Below are 22557 nucleotides of genomic sequence, written 5' to 3'. Positions count from 1 at the left end.
ACGCTGCGGGGCCCTGCGGTGAAGTCTTTGCGTGCCTGCTGGCGCCTGCTGCGTCTGCTCGGTCACATCGTCAAAGGGCTGGCCATCGTGGCGCTGCGGTTTCCGGCGCTTTCGCCCGACCAGCAGCACGCCCGTGTGCAGGCGTGGTCGCTGGAGCTGCTCGCGCACGCGGGCATCCGCCTGCGCATCCTGGGCCAGCCGCCCGTCGCCGGGCCGGTGATGCTGGTGGCCAACCACATCTCGTGGCTCGACATTCCGGTGATGCACGCGGCGCGCCACTGCCGTTTTGTCTCCAAGTCCGACGTGCAGGGCTGGCCGCTGATCGGTACCCTGGCCACGGCCGCCGGCACGCTCTACATCGAACGCAGCTCGCGCCGCGACGCGCTGCGCATGGTGCGGTCCATGCAAGAGGCGCTCGCGCGCGGCGAGGTGCTGGCCGTGTTCCCCGAAGGCACCACGGGCGACGGGCGCGAGATGCTGCCCTTCCACGCCAACCTGTTGCAGGCCGCCGTGGCCGCGCAGGCACCGGTGCAGCCCGTGGGCCTGCGCTTTGCCGACCAGGCCACGGGCGCCACCAGCTTTGCACCCAGCTACATCGGCGACGAAACCCTGGTAGGGTCCATCTGGCGCACGCTCAGCGCCCCGCCCATCGAGGCCGTGGTGCACTATGGCCCGCCGGAGCTGCCCGGTGACCGCGATCGGCGTGTGTTTACGCAGGATCTCCAGCAGGCGGTAGACCGGTTGCGCCGCAGCTGAGGGCGGAAAGCCCCCGTCGTCACTGTGAGGCGGTCCTGGCCTTCATCATCAGCGCTAGGGCCACCGTGCTCCAGGGCTTGAACACGCGGCTACTTGCACCGACCCATGGTTTCAAATGGGTCAAATTTTGACGGCCGCCACGCTGCATTAGAGTGTGGCCATGCTGTTCGTACTTCGCACCTTCACACAGGCAACGTTGCTGGCGATAGCGCTGGTGCCGTCTCTCTCTTGGGCTTCTAGCCCTCTCCAGATAGCGGCCGATGTTTTTTTTGAACCAGGCTCGTCAGTCCTCCACGGCGAGCAAATAGACCAGCTCGACAGGCTGAAGTGCCGTGTGGGAACGACGCCGATAGATGTGTTGATTGTCGTTGGGCACGCCTCGTCGCGTGAACGCAATGCACAGGCCTTGTCGATGGCAAGGGCGCTCGCTGTGAAGCAATGGTTTGCGGACAACACAGAGTGGGGTGCCATCAGGGTATACGCCGAGGCCAAAGGCGCACGCCAGCCTATTGCGGACAACAACACAGACGAGGGCAGCGCAAAGAATCGCAGGGCCGAGATGGAAGTGGTTTTTCCGGCGACGCGTGATCACTCTGTCCGGTCTCATTCCAGTCACTGTGCTGACTTGCGGTGGGTGCAGTCTTTTCTCGCGCTGGAAGGCGACTCTGCCATGGTGGTTGCCCGATCTCTCGCTCGCACGGGATGGGTGCGAGTGCCCAGCCTGTACCGCATCGCATTGCAAAGGCGGCGGGATGATTTGTTCACACGCTTGCCGCACGCGGGCATAGCAACCACCCGCTTGCAGCGGATCGAAATTGCCCAAATGGCCTTGGCTTTCGGAAAGTTTGACTACTTCAAGAACTGGCTACGCGGCGAGGGGCGTTCTCTGGAGGGCGCTCAACGAGACGCGCTGCTGAAAGGAGCGTGCACGGGAGAGGGCAGTGTGCTTGAGCGCGCCGCTGTCATCCGTATGCTGCATGCAGCGGGTGCGGTATCCCGCACGCGAGAGGGCTTGCAATGCGCGGTGACGCACCGTAACGCCCCAGTGGTCGAGGCCTATCTTGCCGGTGGCGCCCAGCGATTCATCGATGCAGACCTGGTCGTCGAAGCTGGCGGCAGCCCAGAGGTCCTGGACCGCCTGCTGGCCTGGGGCGGCAATCTGGCGAGCCGGACTGTGCATGGCACCACGCTGTTCCACACGTCTCGGCTTCAGACCGTGGCCGATGTGCAGCGCCTGCTCGATGGGGGCCTGGATATCAATGCCAAGGGGCGCACCTATCGATCTAACCCGGAAACGACCCCCCTGGAAGAGGCTGTGAGCTACGCCAGTGTGGAAGTCCTTGATTTCATGAAGCAGGCAGGGGCCGATATCAATAGCCTGGGCCCAGCAAATTTGCGGGGTACCCGAATCGCCGCCAACCAGATATGGATGGTGCGCAACGGGGTGCCGATCTCGGAAGTAGCCGAGGTAGTGGTGCATGTGGCCCGCCAGGGAGAGGTGGCGCTGCCTGTGCTGGAGGCTATGCACGAACGCGGACTGGACCTTGGTGGGGCCACTGCTTGGGGAGAAAGTGCATTGGGCATTGCGATCTCCATGTATGAGCCAGCCGTGGTGCGGTTCTTGGTGGAGCGGGGTGTGCCCTTGCAGGTTCGCATGAATCGCATGAATCGCGAGGCTCCGGTTCAGCCAGCCCTTGAGGCCGCAGAAAGCCTGTCGGAAGTGGTTCCTCCAGCCCCTTGTGCGTCCTATGGTGTATGTCCCACTGCTTTGCCGTATCCGCCTATTGTGGACCTGAAGCGCCAGCGCAAGAAAAATGAAATTTTGCAGATCCTGAGGACTGGGCGTCCCTGACATGGCGCAAACGGCGGCCTTCCATCTTGTTGGGCCTCCATCGTTCTGACGCCGGACCTATCCCCGGTGGGATGACGCCGCTGAATTGCCGGGCCCGCCGCTGCAGATCATTGGGGCAATCCGCCGGTTGGAAACCGTGCATATTCCACGTTTTGGGGGGCGCATGATTTGCCGGTGGCGTTCAAAGCTGCGTTTCGTCCCGTATCGTCCGCGTCTTTCGGACTGGTCGTGCATGCAGATGCGTCGGCAGGTCCATCCAAACTGCCGGGAGGACACCATGAACCTGATCGAACGCGCCAAGAGCATTCTTCTGCAACCCAAGGACACCTGGGCCACCATTGATGGCGAGAGCACCGATGTGGCCACGCTGTTCACGCGCTATGCGATGGTCCTCGCGGCCATTCCCGCCGTGTGCGGTTTCATCGGCATGTCGCTGATCGGCTTTGGGGGCTTTGGCGTCACCATCCGTGTGCCCTTTGTCTCGGGCCTGATGAACATGGTCATTTCGTACGTGCTCAGTCTCGTCGGCATCTTCGTGCTGGGCCTGATCATCGATGCGCTGGCGCCCACCTTTGGCGGCCAGAAGAACCAGATCCAGGCGGTGAAGGTGGCGGTGTACGCCAGCACGGCGGCCCTGCTGGGCGGCATCTTCAGCCTGCTGCCCGCGCTGTCCATGCTGGGGCTGCTGGCGGCGCTGTATTCCATCTACCTGCTCTATACGGGCCTGCCCGTGCTCATGCGCAGCGCGCCCGAGAAGTCGGTGGGCTACACCGTGGTGGTCATCGTTGCCGCCATCGTGATGGGCGTGGTCATCGGTGCTGTCAGCGCGCTGTTCATGCCGCGCAGTGGGGCGCTGTTTGGTGGTGCCGGGGCCCCGGCCATCACCATGAACACGCCCGGCGGCAAGGTGTCCATCGACACGGCGGGCCTGGAAGCCGCAGGCAAGAAGATGGAGGAAGCCGCCCGCAAGATGGAAGAGGCCCAGAAGAGCCAGGACCCGGCCGCGATCGCTGCTGCCACGGGCGACGCCGCTAAGGCCGCTGCGGGCCTGCTGGGTGGCGGCCAGGCCATTGCGGCGCAGGCGCTCAAGGCGGCCCTGCCCGAGAAGCTGGCAGGCCTGCCCCGCACCGGTTTTGACGTGCAGGACGGCGCGGCCCTGGGCCTGCCCACCAGCCAGGCCAGTGCGCAGTATGGCAACGACGACAAGCAGCTGCGCCTGGAGATCGTGGACATTGGCGGCCTGGGCCAGATGGCCGCGATGGCCATGGGCATGGCCCAGGGTGAAAAAGAAGACCAGACCCGCGCCGAGAAGACCTGGCAAGAAGGTGGCCGCACGCTGCACACCCGCTACGAGAAAGACGGCAGCCATGCCGAGTTCAAGACCATCCTCAAGAACGGCCTGGTGGTCAGCATCGAAGGTGACAAGATCGGTGTGAAAGAGTTACAGGGCCTGATGTCGCAGGTGGACCTGAACGGGCTGGAGGGGCTGCAGCGCAAGGGCAAGTCCTGAGAAGGTGAACGAACCCGCCATGCCCGCTCATCCGGCCAAGAACCATTAGCATGCCGCAAGCAAAGGCTCGCCATAGCCTGCGCGATAGCTCCACTATGCGCCAAGAATCCGGCATGTTTTGGCGACCTGATTCGAATTCGCCGGATCATTTGCACCTCATGCATGTCGAGCGCTACGTGCGGCCACTGCGTCGCGGCGTGCCACGCGCCCTTGCATTGAGTGTCGCAGGGCGCCTGGGAACTGCCATCCAAGAGCACTCTCCATCCGGTGATACATTGCACCCGCCTCGCTTTTGCAAGCTTGGCTCACATGTACAACATCAGAATTGCCCGGGAGAAATATGAATACAAAGCGTTATGGCGTGACTGCGTTTTTGATCGCTGCGACTGTTGTCTTGAGTGGCTGCGCAGCCAGTCGAAGTGAAATCAAGGTTGCGGCTGCTGCCGCGCCCACCACTGCCACCGTGACGAAGGCCCGTGCTGTGGTGATCCGGACTGTCCAGGATGATCGCGTGTTCGAGAACGCGCCGCCGGTGGCCAGCACGCCGTCTCTGGGAGGCGAAGGTGCCGACAAGGCACCGGTCGCTATCAAGGAGCGTGCAATAGCCCGCAAGCGCAATAGTTACGGCAAAGCCATGGGCGACGTGTTGCTGCAGGAGGGCCAGTCGGTCAGCGGACTCGTTCGTGAAAACTTGACCAGCGCTTTTCAGCAACTGGGCTATCGTGTGACGGATGAGGCCAACGCGGGCCGCAATCCCTTGATCGTGGATGTCCGGATCAAAAAATTCTGGTCATGGATGCAGCCCGGGTTCTGGGCTTTGACGCTGAACTCCAATATTGAGACCACTTTGAGCGTGTCGGGAACGAAGGCGGATACCACGGTGAGCGTGCAGGTTCAGGAATCGCGCCAAATAGCTAACGATGGGGCATGGTTGGAGATCGTGGACAAGGGGCTCACGGCATTTCGTGCCGAAGCCGTTCAGAAACTCAAAGAGCCACCCTTCTGAGTTCGCTCCTGCCTTCAGCGGCTTCTCGCGCGGTTCATCCGTTGCATTAGGAAATGCCTCCATGCGCTAGGCACGAACTCCGGCGCGCAGCCCTCGGTGAGTAGGACGCAACTGCGGCTATTGCTGCGTTTCGCGCCTTGCAGCCCATCCTGATCTGCAGCGCACACTCGCCGCTCGATTCGTGCAGAAAATCCTCAGGCGCGTGGAAACGTCACCACATGGTCCACCTGGGCGCGGATGCCGATCCACTCGCCCAGCGCGTGGTCGTGGTGACTGGGCACATGGGCCAGCAGGGTGTGGCCGCTGGCCAGACGCAGGGTGTACAAAAACTCCGAACCCCGGAACGACTTGCGCACGATCTGCGCCTGCACCGGCGCGTGGTCGTCGTGCACGATGTCGTCGGCGCGCAGCAGCACGTCGCAGGCGCCACCGGGGTAGCTGCCGGGCAGGGGGCATTCGTCCAGGTCGGTCAGCTCGCCCAAGGGGGTTTGCGCCACCACGTTGTCGCCGCGCTGCTCCAGTGTGGCGGGGGCGAACACGCCGTGGCCGATGAAGTCGGCCACAAAGCGCGTGGCGGGGCGGTGGTACAGGGTGTAAGCGTCATCCCACTGGTGCAGATGGCCGTCGTGCATCACGCCAATCACGTCGCCAATCGCAAACGCCTCGAACTGGTCGTGCGTCACGAACAGGGCCGTGGCGCCTGCAGCTTTCAGAATGCCGCGCACCTCGTGCGCCAGGCGCTCGCGCAGGTCCACATCCAGGTTGGAGAAAGGCTCGTCCAGCAGCATGAGCTGGGGGCGCGGCGCCAGCGCCCGCGCCAGGGCCACGCGCTGCTGCTGCCCGCCCGAGAGTTCGTGCGGAAAGCGGTGCTCGCTGCCTTCCAGCCCCACGAGCTGCAGAACCTCGGCCACGCGCGCGGCCTGCTCAGCCTTGGGCAGCTGGTGGATGCCAAACGCCACATTGCGGCCCACCGAGAGGTGCGGGAACAGCGCGTAGTCCTGGAACACCATGCCAATGCGCCGCTGCTCGGGCGGCAGGCTCAGCTGGGCGCTGCTGACCACGCTTTTGGTCAGGCGAATCTCGCCCCCCGTCACCGGCTCCAGCCCGGCCACAGCGCGCAGCAGGGTGGTCTTGCCGCAACCCGAAGGGCCAATCAGCACCCCGATGTCACCGGCTTTCAGGCTGAGCGTGACGCCGTGCACGGCGGCCTGTGCGCGGCCTGCATAGCGCACTTCGAGTTGGGAGACCTCTAGAAACATGCCCCGATTCTAGGTGGGCAGGGGCGAATGCTTAAAATTCGCATTTGCATTCCTGGGCGCTGGTGTAGTGTTGCGCGCTGGATGGCACATTGAAAACCGATGGATTTTTGGTCAGGGCAAGGCGCAAACCACAGCGATACCTGTAGGTATCGCGAGGATTTGCAACGCAGCCCTGGCCGAAAAGACGCGGTTTTAAAGTGCCAGATAGCGTGCAACACTGCACTAGGGTGCCCATGCCTTTCGGCAGGTGTGCGCTTTCCTCCTTCTGCCGAGCCCACCGCCTTGCGCCGCACCCCGTCTTCTGTCCTTCGCAGCGTCCCGCTGATCCTGTTTGCAGGCTTTCTGGCCTTGCCGGTGCTGGCGGTGCTGGCGTCGTGGCTGCCATTATCGGCGCCCGGGCAGGGCGACGCGCAGGCGGGCGCCATCCTGCGCGAAATGGCCGCCACTGTGTTGCCTGGTTATGTGTGGACCACGCTGTGGCTCAGCGTGCTGGTGGCGCTGGGCGCGGCCCTGGTGGGCACCCTGGCGGCGGCCGCCGTGACGCTGTTCGAGTTTCCGGGCCGCCGCACCTTTGAATGGCTGTTGCTGCTGCCCTTGGCCATGCCCGCCTATGTGACGGCCTATGCGTACACCGACTTCCTGCAGTTCAGCGGCCCGCTGCAGGTGGGCCTGCGCAACACCTTTGGCCTGGAAGGCCGCTTGCTGCCCGAGGTGCGCAGCCTGGGCGGCGCGGTGTGGGTGTTCATCTTCTCGCTCTACCCCTATGTGTACCTGCTGGCGCGCACGGCGTTGGGCGAGCGCGCCGCCCACCTCATGGAGGCCGCACGCCTGCTGGGCGCACCGTTGCCGCGCCGCATCCGCGCCGTGGCCCTGCCGCTGGCACGCCCGGCCGTGGCCGCCGGGGTGGCGCTGGTGCTGATGGAAACCCTGGCCGACTTTGGCGTGGCCAGCTACTTTGGCATCCAGACCTTCACCACCGGCATCTACAAGGCCTGGCTCTCGATGGACAACCGCCTGGCGGCTGCGCAACTGGCCACCATGCTGCTGGTGGTGGTGATGGCGCTGCTGCACCTGGAGCACCGCGCGCAAAAGCGCATGCGTTTTGCCACTGGCGGCGGGCGCGCAGGCTCGGCCGAGGCGCAGCCGCTGGCCCTGCGCGGGGCGCGCCGCTGGGCGGCTTGGGCGGTGTGTGTGCTGCCCGTGCTCATGGGTTTTGTGGCGCCGGTGGTCTTCATGTTGCGCCCGCTGGCGGCCGACTGGTCGGTGCTGCCCTGGGAGCGCTTCATGGAATGGGCCTGGCACAGCGTGCGCCTTGGGGGCATCACCGCTGTGCTGGCGGTGGCCATTGCGCTGGCGCTGGCCTTTGCGGTGCGCCGCCAGCCCGATGCCGTGACGCGCAGCGTGGTGCAACTGGCCAGCGTGGGCTACGCCGTGCCCGGCGCCGTCATTGTGGTGGGCCTGCTGCTGCCCGTGGGCTGGCTGCAGGCGGCCATGCCGCAGTGGGGCGTGGGCGCGCTGGTCACGGCCACGGCGCTGGGCATTGTCTGGGCCTACCTGGTGCGCTTTTGTGCCGTGGCCCTGCAGTCCATGCAAAGCGGCTACGCGCGCATCCCCCTCAGCCTGGACGACTCCGCCCGCATGCTGGGCACTGGCAGCGCGGGCCTGCTGGCGCGCGTGCACTGGCCACTGCTCAAACGCTCCACCGCAGCCGCCGCGCTGCTGGTGTTTGTGGACGTGATGAAAGAGCTGCCCGCCACCATGGTGCTGCGCCCCTTCAACAGCGACACCCTGGCCGTGGTGGCCTACCAGCTGGCGCGCGACGAGCGGCTAGGGGAAGCTGCCTTGCCATCACTGGCGCTGGTGGCTGTGGGGCTGGTGCCGGTGATTTTGCTGAGTCGGACGCTGCGCAGCCGAAACTGATCCCCTAACGCCATAGTGCGCCGGGCCGCGTGGGCCCTGCGGTGTACGCGTTGCCTCAGAGCGATATTGCTTACTGAGGCTCAGTGCCCGGGCTATGGGGCAAAGTGAGTGTGAAGCGCGACCCCTGGCCCTCCGAGGAGGACAGCGTGAGCGTGCCCCCCATCAGCACGGCCAATGCCCGCGACAACGCCAGTCCCAGGCCCGTACCGCCGTGCTGGTAGCTAACCTGGTCGTTGCCCTGGCGAAATTTCTCGAAGATCGCCTCGTGCAGGTGGGCGGGGATACCAGGGCCGGTATCCACCACATGAAAACGCACAGCGTCTGCCGTGGCATCCACTTCGATGGTGACGGCGCCTGTATCGGTGAATTTCATGGCGTTGGAGAGCAGATTGTTGAGCACCTGCTTCAGGCGCAGGCCATCACACACCAGTGTGGCGGGCGCATCGGGCGCGATCTGCACCTGCATGTCCAGGTTCTTGTTGGCGGCCGTGACGGCAAAGAAGTCGGCCGTGGACTGCACGATGTCCGCCACGTTCTGTTCCGTGGGAAGGTGTGGCATGGCGCCTGCCTCCACCTTGGCGAGGTCGAGGATTTCGGTGAGCAACGCGTTCAGGTGATCGGCTGCCTTGCGGATCAGTCCGGCCTGCTCCTTGTAGCGAGGCTGATCCAGCCGCAATTCCATCAGCTCGGCAAACCCCCGGATGCTGGTGAGGGGCGTGCGCAACTCGTGCGACACGGCTGCCAGGAACTCGCTTTTGGCCTGGCTGGCCGAGCGCGCCTCGGCCTCACTGATGCGCAGGGCGGCGTTGGTGCTCTCCAGCTGGCGCACGCTGCGCACAAAAATGATCGCAGCGCCTACCAGCGCCACACTGAATAGAGCCATGGTGAACAGGGCCACGTTGCGGCTGGCGCGCCATTCCTGCAAAGCCTCGTCGGTACCGGTGGCCACCACCACCAGCAGTGGATAGTCGCCCACACGGCTGTAGGCATAGATGCGTTCGATGCCGTCGAGGCCACTGGATCGCACATAGTTGCCGCCGGGGCCGAGTTCTTCCATGTTGTTGTTGGCGGCTCGCGCCACCACGCTGCCCATGCCCAGGCTTTGCCCTCCGATGACACGGGCGCGCACGGTGCTGTCGTTGCCCACAAGGGTCACCACCCCGACGCCCCCCAGCTGCACGCCCCGATAGACATCCTCAAAATAGCCGGGATTCACGGACGCCACCACTATGCCCGCAATGCCGCCGTTGGCGTCCGGAATCCTGCGTGACAGCTGAATGGTGGCCTTGCCCGACACCTTGCCGACCACGGGCTTGCCCACAAACAATCCGTTGGGCGTTTGCTGCAGATGCGCCGCCGCTGCCGCTGCGGGGTTCAGGTGCACCTGCACATGCTCGCGGTCCGATAGCTCCACATGGCCGGTTTTTTCGCCCGTAGGATCGATGTTGCTGCCGACAAACCAGCCATCGGGGCCTACCAGAGAGAGCTGGGTCAGGATTTGCGGTGCCAGCCCGGTTTCGTTGGCAAACCGCGTGAAATCCGCCTTTTCAAAGTCGTTGGCCTGGACCGCGTCACGCATGCGGATGGTCGCCTGGTCCACCGCCGCCATGACCCGCACGGTCTGTTCGCCCAGGCTCAGGGCCAGGTTGCTGTTCTGGCGGATCTGCGCATTCATGGCATCGCGCCAGGACACATTCATCAGGATGGCCACCGTGGCCCAGGCCATGAGCAAGACCAGGGCTGTGCCCCATGCCACCATAGTGCGCAGGGGCAGGCTGGATGGCCGCTTGGACGGCGGTGGCGGGCCGTCGGACCCTGGGTGCGCGAAGGAGGGGATGGCGGGAGGCGATGCAGGAGCCGTCATGGGCAGGTGTTTCCAAACGCAACTGCAGGCATCATAGGCGGGCGGCCCACCTCGGTCACGGGCGGGCGTTCTGGATTGCAGGGTGGCGCAGCTTGGTCCCCAGCCTGCGCCACCCCATCACCACCCCCGTCACGCTCATCACCGCCCCGCCCAGGCTCAGCACGATGAGCAGCACGTCCCACAGCGGCCTGCGTTCCAGCAGGGGCAGCCAGTCCCAGCTGTGCAGCATGGCAAACAGCCAGCGGCTGGTGCGGCGGTGGCTGTCGGTGCGGCCGAGCACGGCGCCGGTGTGGGGGTCGATGTGGACCCAGGTGGCGTGGGGGTCGTCAAACACCACGCGCAGTACCGGCAAAGGCTTCTCGGCGCCGCCGGTCATGGTGTGGGCGGCGCGGTCGTAGTAGTGCAGGTCGTAGGCGGTGAGGGTGTCGGTGCGCACCACGGCGTGGGGCAGCAGCTGCGTGGCGGCCTGGGCCACGGCGCCCATGGCCCAGGTGTGGGGCATGGCTGTGGCAGCGTCCAGCACCGCAGGTGCACCGGTGGGGCTGCTTGCAAGCACCAGCGTGTGGCCTGCGCTGCGCACCCAGCGCAGTTCGCGGGTGTTGGGGGACCCAGCCGAGAACAGCGCATGCACGGTGGCGGCCTGCGTGGGCAGCACCAGTGGGCCGCCATGCATGGCCTGCTGGCGCAACGGCGCGGCACCGCTGTCGAAAATCTTCCAGGGGTTCATGGACATGAGGCCGCTGAAGATCCAGGTGAAGGTGATGGCGGCGAACACCAGTCCGAACACATGGTGCCAGCGCATCATGAACCCCCGGTAGGGTGTGCGCGAGCCGGTCTTGTACCGGCCCTTGAAGCGCCAGCGAAGCACGCCCACCACCGTGCCCGTCACGGTGAGCACGATGCCTGCGATGGACAGCCAGTTGACGATGTCGGTCCAGTAGTCGTTGAAGGCATTGCCCCGGAAGGGGTACAGCCAGTGGATCCAGGCACCGGCGTAGTTCCAGGCGCGCTCTTGCAGCGGCGCATCGCGCACCACCTCGCCCGTGGTGCCCGACACATAGACCACGGTGCTCGCGCTGTCGCCCAGGTGCAGGCGGTGCAGCGGGCGGTGCACATCCAGCGCGCGCGAATGGGTGAAGGCGTCTTCGTCCAGCGTGCCCTGGTAGTCGATGGTGGCATCGGGCTGCTGAGCGAAGGTGCGGGCCGAGGCGATGGCCCGTTCTGTGTCCACCTGCTGCAGTTTTTCGCCGGTGATGGCGTCGATCACAACCGCAGCAGGTGCTCTGCGCGGGCGTGGCGCGGCGTCGCCGGTGGGGGCGGCGGGCACCACCAGGTACACCGCGCGCCCGCCGCTGGCCACGGCCAGCCGCAGGTCCTGCAGCGGCCCCGCCAGGCCCGCGCGCGCCAGGGCGTCGGCGGGCTCCAGCAGGCGGTCGGGGCCCAGCGTGGCGCTGCGCAGCGGCGGCAGATGGGCCAGGCGCTCGGCCTGTGTGAGCTTGGGGTAGCCGACGTACATCATCACCACGCCCGAGAGGAACCACATGGCGAAGAAGGCGCACAGCAGCACGCCCAGCCAGCGGTGGACGAGGTACAGCCAGCGTTTGGCGTGTGGCATGTCTGTTGCTCCGCTTGGGTCAGAACGCGGTGTGCAGCGTCACGTCCAGCGTGCGCGGTGCACCCAGGTAGACCTGGTCGCGTGTCTCGGCCGCGTAGATGCGGTCGGTGGCGTTGCGCACGCGGCCCGTCAGGGTGGTGGTCTTGTTGACCTTCCACGCCAGGCCCAGGTCCAGCAGCGTGTACGACGGCCAGAACTTGGTGTTGGCCGCATTGCCATAGACCTTGCCTACATGGCGCACGCCCGCGCTGGCGGTGACGGTGGGCGTGATCGCGTACGACGCCCACAGGTTGGCGACCTGCTGCGGCACCAGTTGCGGCACCAGTTGCGGCACATTGCCCGCGCGCGAGACACCGCCCTGCACAAAGTTTTCATACCGCGCGCGGATCAGTGACAGGTTGCCCTGCAGTTGCCACTGCGGCGTGGGGCGGATGCCTGCCGACAGCTCAATGCCCTTGGACGACTGCTCGCCCACCAGCACCGTGAGGTTGGGGTTGGACGGGTCTTGCGAGGCGATGTTCTTGCGGCGGATTTCAAAGGCCGCTACCGTGGCGCTGCCCTTGCCGTCCCAGAAGTCGAACTTGCTGCCCACCTCGACCTGGCGGCCCGTGGTCAGTTCGCTGTTGTTGCGCACATCGGCAAACGAGGCCGAGGCCAGCGAACCCGATGGCGGGTCGGCCGCGTTGGAGGCCTGCGCATACAGGTTGGCGCCGGGCGCAATCTCCCACACCACGCCCAGGCGGCCGGTGGTGGGGTGGTAGCTGCGGCTGAAGGTGGCGGGTGATGTGGCCGTCACCGCACGGCGGTTGACCAGGTCCAGCTCGATGCGCTCGTGGCGCAGTGCGGTGACGAGGTTTACCCCGGACGCGACCAGCGTGCGGTTTTCCAGGTACAGCGCGGTATTGGTGATCTTGTTGTCCTTGTCCGGGTTCAGGACGGGCGACATGCCGGGAATTGCGAAGAAGTTCTCGGTGGAGAAGTTGTAGGGGTTGACCGTGCTCACGGTGACCGAGGGGCCGAACGGGAAACGCGTCTGCTTGTTCACGCTCACGTCCAGGCCAAAGGCCCAGTCGCTCTTTCGGCCTGCGAGCTGGCCTTGGTAGGTGCCCTCCAGCCGGTCGCCCACCAGCGTCTGGTCGTGGCGTTGCAGATAGGGCGCCGTGCGGGTGACGGCCGTGTTGCTCGCGTTGAAGGTGTAGGTCTCGACATTGCGGTAGTCGCGCAGCGCGTCGTACACATAGAACGTGTTCTTGAGCTGCAGCGCATCGGACGCGCGCCATTGCGCCACCGAGCGCAGCCACTGCACGCGGTGCTCGTACATGCCATCGGCGCTGTTGTAGTTCTTGAAGCGCGTGGCCGGGTCGATATGCAGTGCGCCCACGGCGGGGTTCAGCACCGGCGTGCCCCAGTAGGGGCGGTCCACATGGTCCTTTTGGTATTCGTAGGCCAGCGTGTGGCTGAAGCCGCCGCCCAGGTCCGACAGCAGCGACGTGGCGAGCTGCGTGGACTGTGTTTGCGTGCCCTCGGTCCAGCTGCCCGCGTTGCGGTGGTTGAAGTCGATGCGCGCGTAGTGCGCGGGGCCTGCAGTGCCGTCGCCGCCCGCTATGCGGCGGTTCAGGCCCACGGACACTTCCTTCAGGTCGTAGGAGCCCAGGCGCAGCTGGCCCTCGGCAAAGTCACTGCGCTCGGCCGTCTTGGTGATGTAGTTGATGGAGCCGCCCACGCCGCCCGAGCCGAACAAGAAGCTCGACGCACCGCCGATGGCTTCGACGCGGTCGTAGATCCAGCTATCGACCGCGCGCGTGGCGCTGCCGTACTGCGGGTTGATGCCGTTGTAGAGCTGCGCCACCGAGTTGCTGGTGAAGCCCCGGTAGTGGGCGGCCATCGAGCCCGGCGCGTTGTGCGCCACCACGCCCGGCACGGCGCGCAGGATTTCTTGCGTGTCCTGCGCGCCGCGTGCGTCGATGGTGGCGCGGTCCACCACGGTGACGGAGGCGGGGTTCTCGCGCGCCGTCAGACCCAGGCGGCTGCCGGTGTCCACTGGCGTGTCCAGGCTGAGCTTGCCATTGGGCGATGCGGCGGAGTCCACTACATCCACGGCCTTGAGTGTGGGCGCGGTGGGGGTCTGTGCGTGGGCTGGCACCGAGGCCAGCGCGCAGGTGGCGAGTACACCGATGCAGAGAGGAGAAAGAGGCAGGCGCGGGAAAGCCGCAGCGCTGCGCGAGGCAGAGGAGATACGGGACATGAAAACGCTCTTGTCTTGAAGCGACAGCGCAGCCAGGCCCGCGTGGAGAACACGCAGGGCGACGCCGTCTGGAAAGCCACGGAAAAAGGAAACGCGCAGCGCCCGCCCACCAGGTTTCAGGGGCTGCGAACAGGCTTCAGATCAAGAGCGGGATGGCGGCCCGCGTGCGGGCAGTGGAGCGGCTGTGGCGGCCGCGATGCGGGCGGCCTCGACGGGCTGCAGCGCATGGGCCAGGGGGTGGGGTGGCAGCACGGCGGCCACCGGTGTCGGTGGCGGGGCGCTGGCGGTGGAGCACAAGGGGCAGTCCATGCCCATGGCGCCCATCTCCACCGTGCCATCGTCGGTCTGCACCAGCAGCTTGATGGCGCCGGTGCCCGAGCAGATCACTTCAAAGGATTGCGGGTTCACCAGCGGCGATGCAATCGCCACCCCCATCGATGCCACGAACCATGCCAGCACCCACAGGCGCAGCGCAGCAAAGGTTCGTTGGGGGGCGGTCATGGGGCGCGATGATACCTTGCCCTGGTGGTGGCTTTGCCCTTCCGTGGGGTGATGAATGCTTCAAAAATGATAGCTGTTTGGGCATGATGGGAGCGCGGAGAAGGCCGATTTGGCTTGAATTTCTCCGGCACATGCACCGCGCCGCTGGTTCGCAGGGCGCATGGTGGCAGTGGGCGCACGGGGTGCGCGTGCACCGGCGCATTGCATCGCATCACCCCACCGCGCCTCAGCGCGCTCCGCCCGGCTTCACCGCGCCTTTGCGCTGGTCACCAGGCCCTGGGTAGCTGCCCAGGCGTTGATGTCGTCGCGGCGGATGGCGGCGGCCATGAGCTGGGGGAAGGCGTCGGGTGTGCAGGCGAACGAGGGCACGCCCAGCGCGGCCAGCTTGGCGGCCAGGGCGTGGTCGTAGGCGGGGGCACCTTCGTCGCTCAAGGCTAGCAGGGTGATGAACTGCACGCCGCTGTCCACCAGCTCGGCCGCGCGGCGCAGCAGGTTGGCTTCCACGCCGCCTTCGTACAGGTCGGAGATCAGCACGAAGATAGTGTTGCGCGGCTCCTTGATGAGTGACTGGCAGTAGCCCACGGCGCCGTTGATGTCGGTGCCGCCGCCCAGCTGCACGCCAAAGAGCACGTCCACCGGGTCGTCCAGCTGCTCCGTCAGGTCCACGATGGCGGTGTCGAACACCACCAGCTTGGTGGCCACGGCGGGCAGGCTGGCCAGCACGGCGCCAAAGATGCTGGCATAGACCACCGAGTTGGCCATGGAGCCGCTCTGGTCGATGCACAGCACCACCTCGCGCTGGGGGCGGCGCGCCTTGCGGCCAAAGCCCACCAGGGTTTCGGGCACCACGGTGCGCAGGTCGGGCTGCCAGTGGCGCAGGTTGGCGCGGATGGTGCGGTTCCAGTCGATCTCGGCGTGGCGCGGGCGGCGGTTGCGCTGGCTGCGGTCCAGCGCGCCGCTCACGGCCGAGCGCATGGGGTCTTCCAGCCGCTTCATCAGGTCGTCCACCACGCGGCGCACCACCATGCGCGCGGTGTCCTTGGTGCCCGCAGGGATGACGTGCGACAGCGCCATCAGGTTGGCGACCAGGTGCACGTCGGGCTGCACGCTCTCCAGCATCTCGGGCTGCAGCAGCATGTCGCGCAGGTTCAGGCGCTCCATGGCGTCGCGCTGCAGCACCTGCACCACCGAGCTGGGAAAGTATTTGCGGATGTCGCCCAGCCAGCGCGCCACGCTGGGCGACGAGCCGCCCCGCCCGCCGCGCCGCTCGCGGGCTTGCAGGCCGCCGGGGCCGTCGGCTTCGTACAGCGCCGCCAGGGCCTGGTCCAGCTCGGCCGCGCGGCCGGTCAGGGCGCCGCAGTGGGTGGCGGCCTCGCTGCCCAGCACCAGGCGCCAGCGGCGCAGGCGGTCTTCTTGCGAAAGCGGTGCGGCGATAGGGGCCGTGTCAGTGTCGTTGGCGGTGTCGGTATCGGTGGAATCGGCAGTCATGCAGTCAGTCCCAGGATGTCGCGCAGCAGCGGGATGGGCAGGGCCGCGTGGGCCTCGTCCCAGGTGGGGCGGGCCGTGGCGGTGGGCGCGGCGCGGGCGCCTTGGCTGGTGCGCTGCGCCAGGTCGCGCCGCTCGCTGGGGCCGAAGGCGCTGAAGGTGCGGCGCACCAGGGGTAGCACGCGCACAAAGTGCTCCTCGTTCAGCCCGGCCAGCCACTGGTCCACCAGGCGCCACACCTGGGCGTCGTGCAGCAGCACCACGGCGTTGCGGTTCAGAAAACCATCCAGCCACGCGGCGGCACGCGCGGGCTCGGCGCCAGCCGACAGGTGCAGCGACAGGGCGCTGGCCACCTCGTCGGCCGACCAGGCGCCCTCGTCCAGCAGCAGGCGCACGGCCACGCCCTGCAGCAACTCGTGCGCGCTGGTCTGCCGCGCCAGTTGCACCAGGGCACGCTGCCAGGCTTCGGTTTGCTCGGCTCCCTGGCGCAGGCCCACGGCGGCGTGGGCAGCCAGCAGCTTTTCGCGCAGGGCTTCGGCGGCGTTGTCGTCCAGCGCGCTGCAGGCCAGTGGCAGGCTGATGGCGGCGCGCACGATCAGGCTGTCGAGCACATGGCCCACCTGGGCGGCATCGGTCTGGCGCACGTTGCCGTAGCGGAACACATTACTCAGCGGCGGCAGGGCCGCCAGCAGCTGCAGCGCATCGCCGGTGAGGGCGGCGCGGCCCTCTAGCGCGTGCGTGACGGCGGCCACGGCCGGGGCCAGGTCGGCCAGCAGCACACGGTCCACCAGCTGCGAGAGTTCGGCCAGGTGGTCCGCCCGCTGGCTGTGGTCGATGGCGCGCGCCGTGGCGGCCTGGGCCAGCGTCTGGCCCCACTGGCTGGCCTCGATGAGGCGCAGCACAAACTCGGGCTGCCACTGTAGGTTCCACACCTCATGGAAGGTGCCGCGCGATGAGCGGCCCACCTTAGCCAGCGTGCCCCAGGGCACGTCCAGCAGGTTCAGGCGGTGCAGCAGGTGGCTGCGGGCCAGGTCGTTGGCGCTGCGCAGGTCCAGGTCCAGCGTTTTGTGCGTGGCCTCGGGCTTGAGGCGCAGGCTTTTCTGCGCCTGCTCCACATCGCGCTGCAGGGGCACGGTGGGCACATCGGGCGGCACGGCGCCCAGGCGGTCGCCGATGACCAGAGCGTCTTCGATAAAGCGCAGCACCGATTCGTCGCCCATGGTCAGCACGGTGCGGCTGGCCTCGTGCAGTTCTTCCAGCCCGGGGGCAGGGCGCTGGCGCAGCGCGGCCAGTGCATCGGCCAGCCGGGTGGCCTCGATCAGGTGGGCGCTGGAGCAGTCCAGGTCGCGCTCGCGCATCAGCCGCGCCACACGCGCCAGCCAGCCCACGGCACGGGGCTGGCGGCTTTCGTGGCTGAGCCACAGGTGTTCGTACCAGCCGGGCGCGTCGATGCCCGCACCGTAGCCGCTGGCGCTGGCCAGGTGCCGGTAGGTCCAGGGCACCCAGGTACTTTGCACCTTGAGCTTGGGCAGGCCTTTGAGCAGCGCCTGGTCAGCCTTGGCCGTGGTCTTGCTGCCCTGCAGGCCGCCCAGGTGCCATGCGCCGCAGACCACGGCGATGCGCTCAAAGCCTTCCTTCTGCGCCGCGCGGATGCACTGGCGCATGTGCGCCTCGCGCAGGGCTTCGCGCCGCGCGTGCTCGGGGCTGCGGTGGCGCTCCTCGCCCCATTCGGCGCGCAGCGCCAGCATGGCCTCGGCAATGGCGGCAAACAGTTCTTCGCCGTCGCCGCGCTCTTCCACCATGTGGTTCCACCAGGCTTCGCCGTCGGCATAGCCTGCGGCCTGGGCCAGCCAGGTGAGCGGGTCGCCGTCGGGGCTGGGGTGGGGGGCTTCGGTGGTGTCTGCGCTGGTGTCGTCGGCGGCAATGTCTGCGGCACTATCGGTGGTGTTGTCGGCGGCGGTGGGCGGCGTCGTGGCTTCCGGCGTTTCTCCCACACCGCTGGCTTCGGCATCCTCTGCCTGCAGTGTTTCGCGCCGGGCCTTTTCCAGGGCCAGGCCGTGGGCCACGGGCAGGTCGATAAAGCGCACGGGCACCTCGGCATGAACGGCCCACCGTGCGGCCTGCCATTCGGGCGAGAACACGGCAAACGGGTGGTACACGGCCAGGCCGGTGTCGTCGGGTGCGTGGCTGAGCAGCGCCACGGGCGGCTGCATGCCGGCGTGGACGACCAGCGGCAGCAGGCTGTCGCCTTCGGGCGGGCCTTCGATCAGCACGCAGTCGGGCTGCAGCGCCTCGAACGCGCGCACCAGGCTGCGCGCGCAGCCGGGCCCGTGGTGGCGCACGCCAAAGTAGTGGGGTTCGCTCATCGGCTCGCGGGCAGCAATGCGTTCAAGCCAGCTCGCGGAAGGCGCGGTACAGGTCCTTCCACTCGGCGCGTTCCTTCACCACGGTTTCCAGGTATTCGTTCCACACCACCTGGTCCTGCACCGGGTCCTTCACCACGGCGCCGATCAGGCCCGAGGCCATGTCCAGCGGCCGCAGCACGCCGTCGCCAAAATGCCCGGCCAGCGCCATGCCGTTGTTGATGACCGAGATGGCCTCGGCCGTGGACAGCGTGGCCGTGGGCGATTTGATCTGTGTCTTGCCGTCCTCGGTCTTGCCGCTGCGCAGCTCGCGGAAGATCTGCACGATGCGGCGCACTTCCTTGAGCGCCGGGGGCTCGGCGGGCAGCTGCAGCGCGCGGCCCATTTCCGAAACGCGTTTGACCACGATGGCCACCTCGTCGTCCTCATTGCCGGGCACGGGCAGCACCACGGTGTTGAAGCGGCGCTTGAGTGCGGCCGACAGCTCGTTCACGCCCTTGTCGCGGTTGTTGGCCGTGGCAATCACGCTGAAACCGCGCACGGCCTGCACCTCGCTGCCCAGCTCCGGGATGGGCAGGGTTTTTTCCGACAGCACGGTGATCAGGCTGTCCTGCACATCGGCGGGGATGCGGGTGAGTTCCTCGACCCGGGCGATCTTGCCCGCACGCATGGCCTGCATCAGCGGGCTGGGCACCAGGGCCTGTTCCGACGGGCCGTTGGCCAGCAGCTGCGCGTAGTTCCAGCCGTAGCGCAGTTGTTCTTCGCTGGTGCCTGCGGTGCCCTGGATCAGCAAAGTGGAGTCGCCGCTGATGGCAGCGGACAAATGCTCGGACACCCACGACTTGGCGGTGCCGGGCACGCCGTACAGCAGCAGACCCCGGTCGGTGGCCAAGGTGGCCACGGCAATTTCCATCAGGCGGGGGCTGCCGATGTACTTGGCGCTCACCTGGAAGCCGTTGTCCAGTGTGGCCCCCATCAGGTACTGCACCACGGCCCAGGGCGACAGGGCCCAGTTCTCGGGCCGCTGGCGCTGGTCGGCCTTTTTCAGCTCGGCCAGCTCTTCGGCGAACTGTTGTTCGGCGTGCTGGCGCATCACGGAGGTGGCGGTTGGGCTCATGGTGTGGCAGTGGAAGAAGAGTGGATGGAAAGGTGCACCAGCGCGCGCTGCGTGGCGATGACCTGGGTCAGCCCGTGCGCGATGGCGGCAAATGAAGGGGTTTCGTCGGCGTGGCGGGGCCACGGGTCCAGCAGGTGCAGCGCGTCGGGGTGCAGGATGCACAGCAGCTCGCCCAGCAGGTGGCGCAGGCCGTAGTCATCGGCCAGCGTGTTGTGCTGAGCGCGCTCGCGCAGCAGGCTGGCAAGCGCCAGGGACAGCGGCTGTGACAAGGTCTCCCCTGCCGGGCAGCCGGTGAGCATCTGCGATGCGAAGTGGCCCAGGTGCGTGGCCGCGCCGTGCTGGAGCTGCTGCTGCCACCAGGCTTCGCGGTCGGCGCGGGGCAGCAGGGCCACCAGGGTGTCGGTGTCGTTCAACTGCCGTGCGGCGGCGGGTGCCTGCAGAAAGGCATGGCACCACGCCGGGTTGGCGGTGCTGAGCAGCACATCGCGCCAGCCACGCAGCAGGGCCTTGGCCCATTCGGTGGTCTGGGCCCAGGCCAACAGGTCGGCGGGGCTCACATCCATGTGCTGCTCCCACCAGGCCAGCGGCACCTGGCCCACGCACTGGTACAGCCACCAAGCGCGTTCGCCGAGGGCATCGTGCTGGGGGCGGGGCGTGTCCAACTGGTCGGCCTTGGCATCGGCGGGCAGGGCAGTGGGGGCGTCGATGGTCCAGCGCTTGCGCAGCAGGGCGCGTTCATGTTTGAGCAGCGCGGCGATGCGGGCGCAGGCGCGCTGGGTGAATGCCGCGTCGGGCAGGCGCAGCAGCAGGGCCAGCGCGGCACTGCGCACTTCGCGGCTGCGGTCTTGCCGCAGGCGGTCCAGCAGGGGCTCGTCGGCCGGGCCCAGGCCTTGGGCCAGCACGGCGGTCAGCTCGGCCCGCTCGCGGGCGGGCAGCTCGGCCAGGGTGTCGCTCAGGCGCTGGCGGGCGGCGTCGGGGCTGTGGGTGCGCTCGGCGTGCAAGAAGGCCTTGCGCTGCTCCAGGTTGCCCTCGCTCCACAGTGTTTCTGGCGGCGCGGTGTCGCTGGCGCCAGTGGCATAGCGCCACTCGTCACGCTGCGCAGCCAGCCAGCGGCCGCGCTCGCCCAGCACCGGGGCCAGCCAGGGGCGCAGGGCGACCGAGCGGCGGCCCAGCTCCAAAGCCGCTGGCAAAAAGCGGGGCGGCAGTTGCAGGCCAGCGTGGTCCAGGCCCTGAAACACGGCCTGGTGCAGCCGAGGGGGGCCTTCTGCCACCACCCATGGCAGCAGGGCCATCAGAGGCCCGGCATGCAGTGGTGGGCGCTGGTCCGGGGCTGCGGCGGCCGGTGGCGCATCGCCGGTGTGCAGCCCGTTGCCTCCCGCCAGGCTGCAGGTGGCCACGATGCCCGCAGCGCGCAGCAGGGCTGTGGCGCTGTCCGGGGTCTGGGCGAGCGTGTCGTTCAGCAGCGCACCCACCGGGCCAGGCAGCGGGGATGTGGCCGCCAGGGGCTGGCGGTCGGTGCCGACCATGGCGGCAGGCAGCAGGGCCGCCCAGTGGACAGCGTTGCTCATGCCTGGCTCCTTTGCCACGCGGGGGCGGCGGATGGTTGGGGCGGGTGCGGGTGCCATGCGGTGAGAGGGGCGAAGGTCTGCCCATCCCATTCCCCCGCCACCGTGATCGGGTTCCCGCCCGACACGGCGTTCAGCACCCAGAGGTCGTCGCCGGGCATCTGCAGCGGCAGCCAGCGGTCTGCGCAGCGCAGGCCGGGCTGCGCGCCCAGGGGCTGCAACACGGCATCGGGCAGCACCAGCGGGTGCCAGCCCACCCAGGGGCTGGCGGCGGCGCGGCGTGCCATGGCACCCCATTCGTCCGCAGCGGTGCTCTGGGGCCACTGGGGCTCCGTGGGGGCGCCGTGCACATTGACGGGCTGCGCGCGCAGCCCGGTGGTGCCGGGGAAGTAGGCCAAGGTGGCGTTCACGCAGGTGCCGGGTATCCAGGCCTGCTCAAACCCTTTGCCGCCAAAGGCGTGGTCCCACAGCCAGGCGCGGCGCCCGCTGCGGTGGCCGTGCAGCCATACGCGCCGTTCGATGAGTTTGTCGTCGCGCTCTTCCTGGGCGCAGCCGAGCACGGTCCAGGCATCTTCTACTTGTTCGCCGCTGGCCAGCACCTCGGCCTTGTCCAGCGGCCAACCCGCCACGGCCCGCAGCTCAGCCTGCAGTTCTGGCGAGAGGCTGCTGCGGCGTTGCAATGCCTCGCAGGCCAGTTGCAGCAGGCCCAGGCGGTGCAGGGTGCGCTCGGGCCAGTCCTCGCCCTGGCGCACGCCCTGTGTGGCTGCGCGCACACGCTGGGCCAAGCCGGGGGCCTGGGCGTCCACCATGCGCGCGGCCATGGTGTGCCAGGTCTGCAGCACCTCGTTGGTGAGGGCGCCCAGGCCCTGGCGCATCTGGTCGCCCAGCCAGCGTTGCAGCTCTTCTGCAGCGTTTTCGATGCGTTGCCAGCGCTGGGCTTCGCGGCGGGCTTGCGCCTGTTCGTCTACAGGGGCGGTGGCTTTTTCTGCCTGGCGCTCTTCCTTTTTCTGGGCTTTTTCAGAGCGCGATGCGACCCATTCGGCCACCCAGGCGGGGGCCTCGGTGGCGGTGAACAGGGTGGGGCTCTGGGCCTGCAGCATCAACAGTGCCAGCCCATGTTTGCAGGGGAACTTGCGGCTGGGGCAGGAGCATTTGAATGCGGGGCCCGACAGGTCTACCTGCGTCTGGTAGGGCTTGGAGCCGCTGCCCTGGCATTCGCCCCAGACGGTCTGGTCGTTGGCACCCAGGGTGGGCCATTTGGCGGCCGATGTCAGTCCTTTGGCCGCTTTGGCCGAGGCGTCGTCAGGCGCCAGTGCGGCCACCGCCTCCAGTGTCAGAGCCATACCACCACCCATCTCCCCGTTGTTGTGTCGTGCGCTTTGGCAAAGCGCGGCGGATCATAAGCGGGGGCAGGCGTTGGGCGCGGGGGGTAGGCGCGGGTTGATGCACTCTGTTTCAATTGCGGGAGCCCGGTGCCACGCCTCCCGCAAGCGCGCTGC

The 22557-nt window shown here is 67.5% G+C and carries 15 protein-coding genes; 5 read left to right on the top strand and 10 right to left on the bottom strand.

Annotation, left to right across the window (positions count from 1 at the left end; translation table 11 throughout):
- The first annotated feature begins 18 nt into the window (after nt 1–18).
- The 4 genes from A1D30_RS00900 (at nt 19) to A1D30_RS00885 (ending at nt 5124) form a co-directional block, all read left to right on the top strand.
- Entirely contained in the window at nt 19–756 is a 738-nt protein-coding gene (locus tag A1D30_RS00900; RefSeq protein ID WP_063458938.1) for a lysophospholipid acyltransferase family protein, read from the top strand.
- Nucleotides 757–916: 160 nt separating this feature from the next.
- Complete coding sequence (locus A1D30_RS00895; protein WP_063458937.1) at nt 917–2608, top strand: OmpA family protein; 1692 nt, start codon at nt 917–919, stop codon at nt 2606–2608.
- Between the two features lie 277 nt (nt 2609–2885).
- A complete protein-coding gene (locus A1D30_RS00890; RefSeq protein WP_063458936.1) occupies nt 2886–4118 on the top strand; it encodes a Yip1 family protein in 1233 nt (410 codons plus the stop codon).
- Between the two features lie 340 nt (nt 4119–4458).
- The gene (locus tag A1D30_RS00885) at nt 4459–5124 is read left to right on the top strand and encodes a hypothetical protein (protein ID WP_063458935.1); all 666 of its coding nucleotides are present in this window, start codon (nt 4459–4461) and stop codon (nt 5122–5124) included.
- 194 nt (nt 5125–5318) lie between these two features.
- Here the strand turns inward: A1D30_RS00885 and A1D30_RS00880 are convergent, their stop codons facing one another.
- Nucleotides 5319–6383, bottom strand: a complete 1065-nt coding sequence (locus A1D30_RS00880; RefSeq protein WP_063458934.1) for an ABC transporter ATP-binding protein — start codon at nt 6381–6383, stop codon at nt 5319–5321.
- 282 nt (nt 6384–6665) lie between these two features.
- Here A1D30_RS00880 and A1D30_RS00875 point away from each other — a divergent pair, with 282 nt between their 5' ends.
- Nucleotides 6666–8303 carry an iron ABC transporter permease gene (locus A1D30_RS00875; protein ID WP_063458933.1) on the top strand — a complete coding sequence of 546 codons (1638 nt, stop codon included), beginning with the start codon at nt 6666–6668 and terminating at the stop codon, nt 8301–8303.
- A 70-nt stretch (nt 8304–8373) separates the two neighbouring features.
- On the opposite strand, the gene A1D30_RS00870 is transcribed toward A1D30_RS00875, so the two are convergent.
- The 9 genes from A1D30_RS00870 to A1D30_RS00830 form a co-directional block, all read right to left on the bottom strand.
- Nucleotides 8374–10167, bottom strand: coding sequence for an ATP-binding protein (locus A1D30_RS00870; RefSeq protein ID WP_063458932.1), 1794 nt, complete (start codon nt 10165–10167; stop codon nt 8374–8376).
- Nucleotides 10168–10222: 55 nt separating this feature from the next.
- On the bottom strand, nt 10223–11782 hold the full coding sequence (locus A1D30_RS00865; protein WP_063458931.1) for a PepSY-associated TM helix domain-containing protein: 1560 nt from the start codon (nt 11780–11782) through the stop codon (nt 10223–10225).
- 19 nt (nt 11783–11801) lie between these two features.
- Nucleotides 11802–14027 carry a TonB-dependent receptor gene (locus A1D30_RS00860; protein WP_063458930.1) on the bottom strand — a complete coding sequence of 742 codons (2226 nt, stop codon included), beginning with the start codon at nt 14025–14027 and terminating at the stop codon, nt 11802–11804.
- Between the two features lie 141 nt (nt 14028–14168).
- Nucleotides 14169–14528 carry a DUF2946 family protein gene (locus A1D30_RS00855; protein ID WP_063458929.1) on the bottom strand — a complete coding sequence of 120 codons (360 nt, stop codon included), beginning with the start codon at nt 14526–14528 and terminating at the stop codon, nt 14169–14171.
- A 246-nt stretch (nt 14529–14774) separates the two neighbouring features.
- Nucleotides 14775–16016, bottom strand: coding sequence for a VWA domain-containing protein (locus tag A1D30_RS00850; RefSeq protein WP_063458928.1), 1242 nt, complete (start codon nt 16014–16016; stop codon nt 14775–14777).
- On the bottom strand, nt 16013–18379 hold the full coding sequence (locus tag A1D30_RS00845; RefSeq protein ID WP_063458927.1) for a DUF5682 family protein: 2367 nt from the start codon (nt 18377–18379) through the stop codon (nt 16013–16015). Before A1D30_RS00845 ends, A1D30_RS00850 begins: the two co-directional genes overlap by 4 nt.
- Before the next feature lie 22 nt (nt 18380–18401).
- On the bottom strand, nt 18402–19493 hold the full coding sequence (locus tag A1D30_RS00840; protein ID WP_063458926.1) for an AAA family ATPase: 1092 nt from the start codon (nt 19491–19493) through the stop codon (nt 18402–18404).
- Nucleotides 19490–21061, bottom strand: a complete 1572-nt coding sequence (locus A1D30_RS00835; protein ID WP_131798397.1) for a DUF5691 domain-containing protein — start codon at nt 21059–21061, stop codon at nt 19490–19492. The genes A1D30_RS00840 and A1D30_RS00835 overlap by 4 nt, the downstream gene beginning before the upstream one ends.
- Nucleotides 21058–22401 (bottom strand): SWIM zinc finger family protein, encoded by a 1344-nt coding sequence (locus A1D30_RS00830; RefSeq protein ID WP_063459159.1) that lies wholly within the window; start codon nt 22399–22401, stop codon nt 21058–21060. The genes A1D30_RS00835 and A1D30_RS00830 overlap by 4 nt, the downstream gene beginning before the upstream one ends.
- Between the last annotated feature and the right edge of the window lie 156 nt (nt 22402–22557).

Origin of the sequence: Acidovorax sp. GW101-3H11 (assembly GCF_001633105.1) — a bacterium.
Lineage (GTDB): Bacteria > Pseudomonadota > Gammaproteobacteria > Burkholderiales > Burkholderiaceae_C > Acidovorax.
The sequence above is the reverse complement of the archived record's forward strand: the minus strand, read 5'-3'. Positions and strand labels throughout refer to the sequence as shown.

Bases quoted from the DNA above. Each gene is read 5' to 3' on its own strand.
- A1D30_RS00895 (WP_063458937.1), top strand. From the start codon at position 917: ATGCTGTTCGTACTTCGCACCTTCACACAGGCAACGTTGCTGGCGATA.
- A1D30_RS00890 (WP_063458936.1), top strand. From the start codon at position 2,886: ATGAACCTGATCGAACGCGCCAAGAGCATTCTTCTGCAACCCAAGGAC.
- A1D30_RS00885 (WP_063458935.1), top strand. From the start codon at position 4,459: ATGAATACAAAGCGTTATGGCGTGACTGCGTTTTTGATCGCTGCGACT.
- A1D30_RS00880 (WP_063458934.1), bottom strand. From the start codon at position 6,383: ATGTTTCTAGAGGTCTCCCAACTCGAAGTGCGCTATGCAGGCCGCGCA.
- A1D30_RS00870 (WP_063458932.1), bottom strand. From the start codon at position 10,167: ATGACGGCTCCTGCATCGCCTCCCGCCATCCCCTCCTTCGCGCACCCA.
- A1D30_RS00865 (WP_063458931.1), bottom strand. From the start codon at position 11,782: ATGCCACACGCCAAACGCTGGCTGTACCTCGTCCACCGCTGGCTGGGC.
- A1D30_RS00860 (WP_063458930.1), bottom strand. From the start codon at position 14,027: ATGTCCCGTATCTCCTCTGCCTCGCGCAGCGCTGCGGCTTTCCCGCGC.
- A1D30_RS00855 (WP_063458929.1), bottom strand. From the start codon at position 14,528: ATGACCGCCCCCCAACGAACCTTTGCTGCGCTGCGCCTGTGGGTGCTG.
- A1D30_RS00850 (WP_063458928.1), bottom strand. From the start codon at position 16,016: ATGACTGCCGATTCCACCGATACCGACACCGCCAACGACACTGACACG.
- A1D30_RS00845 (WP_063458927.1), bottom strand. From the start codon at position 18,379: ATGAGCGAACCCCACTACTTTGGCGTGCGCCACCACGGGCCCGGCTGC.
- A1D30_RS00840 (WP_063458926.1), bottom strand. From the start codon at position 19,493: ATGAGCCCAACCGCCACCTCCGTGATGCGCCAGCACGCCGAACAACAG.
- A1D30_RS00835 (WP_131798397.1), bottom strand. From the start codon at position 21,061: ATGAGCAACGCTGTCCACTGGGCGGCCCTGCTGCCTGCCGCCATGGTC.
- A1D30_RS00830 (WP_063459159.1), bottom strand. From the start codon at position 22,401: ATGGCTCTGACACTGGAGGCGGTGGCCGCACTGGCGCCTGACGACGCC.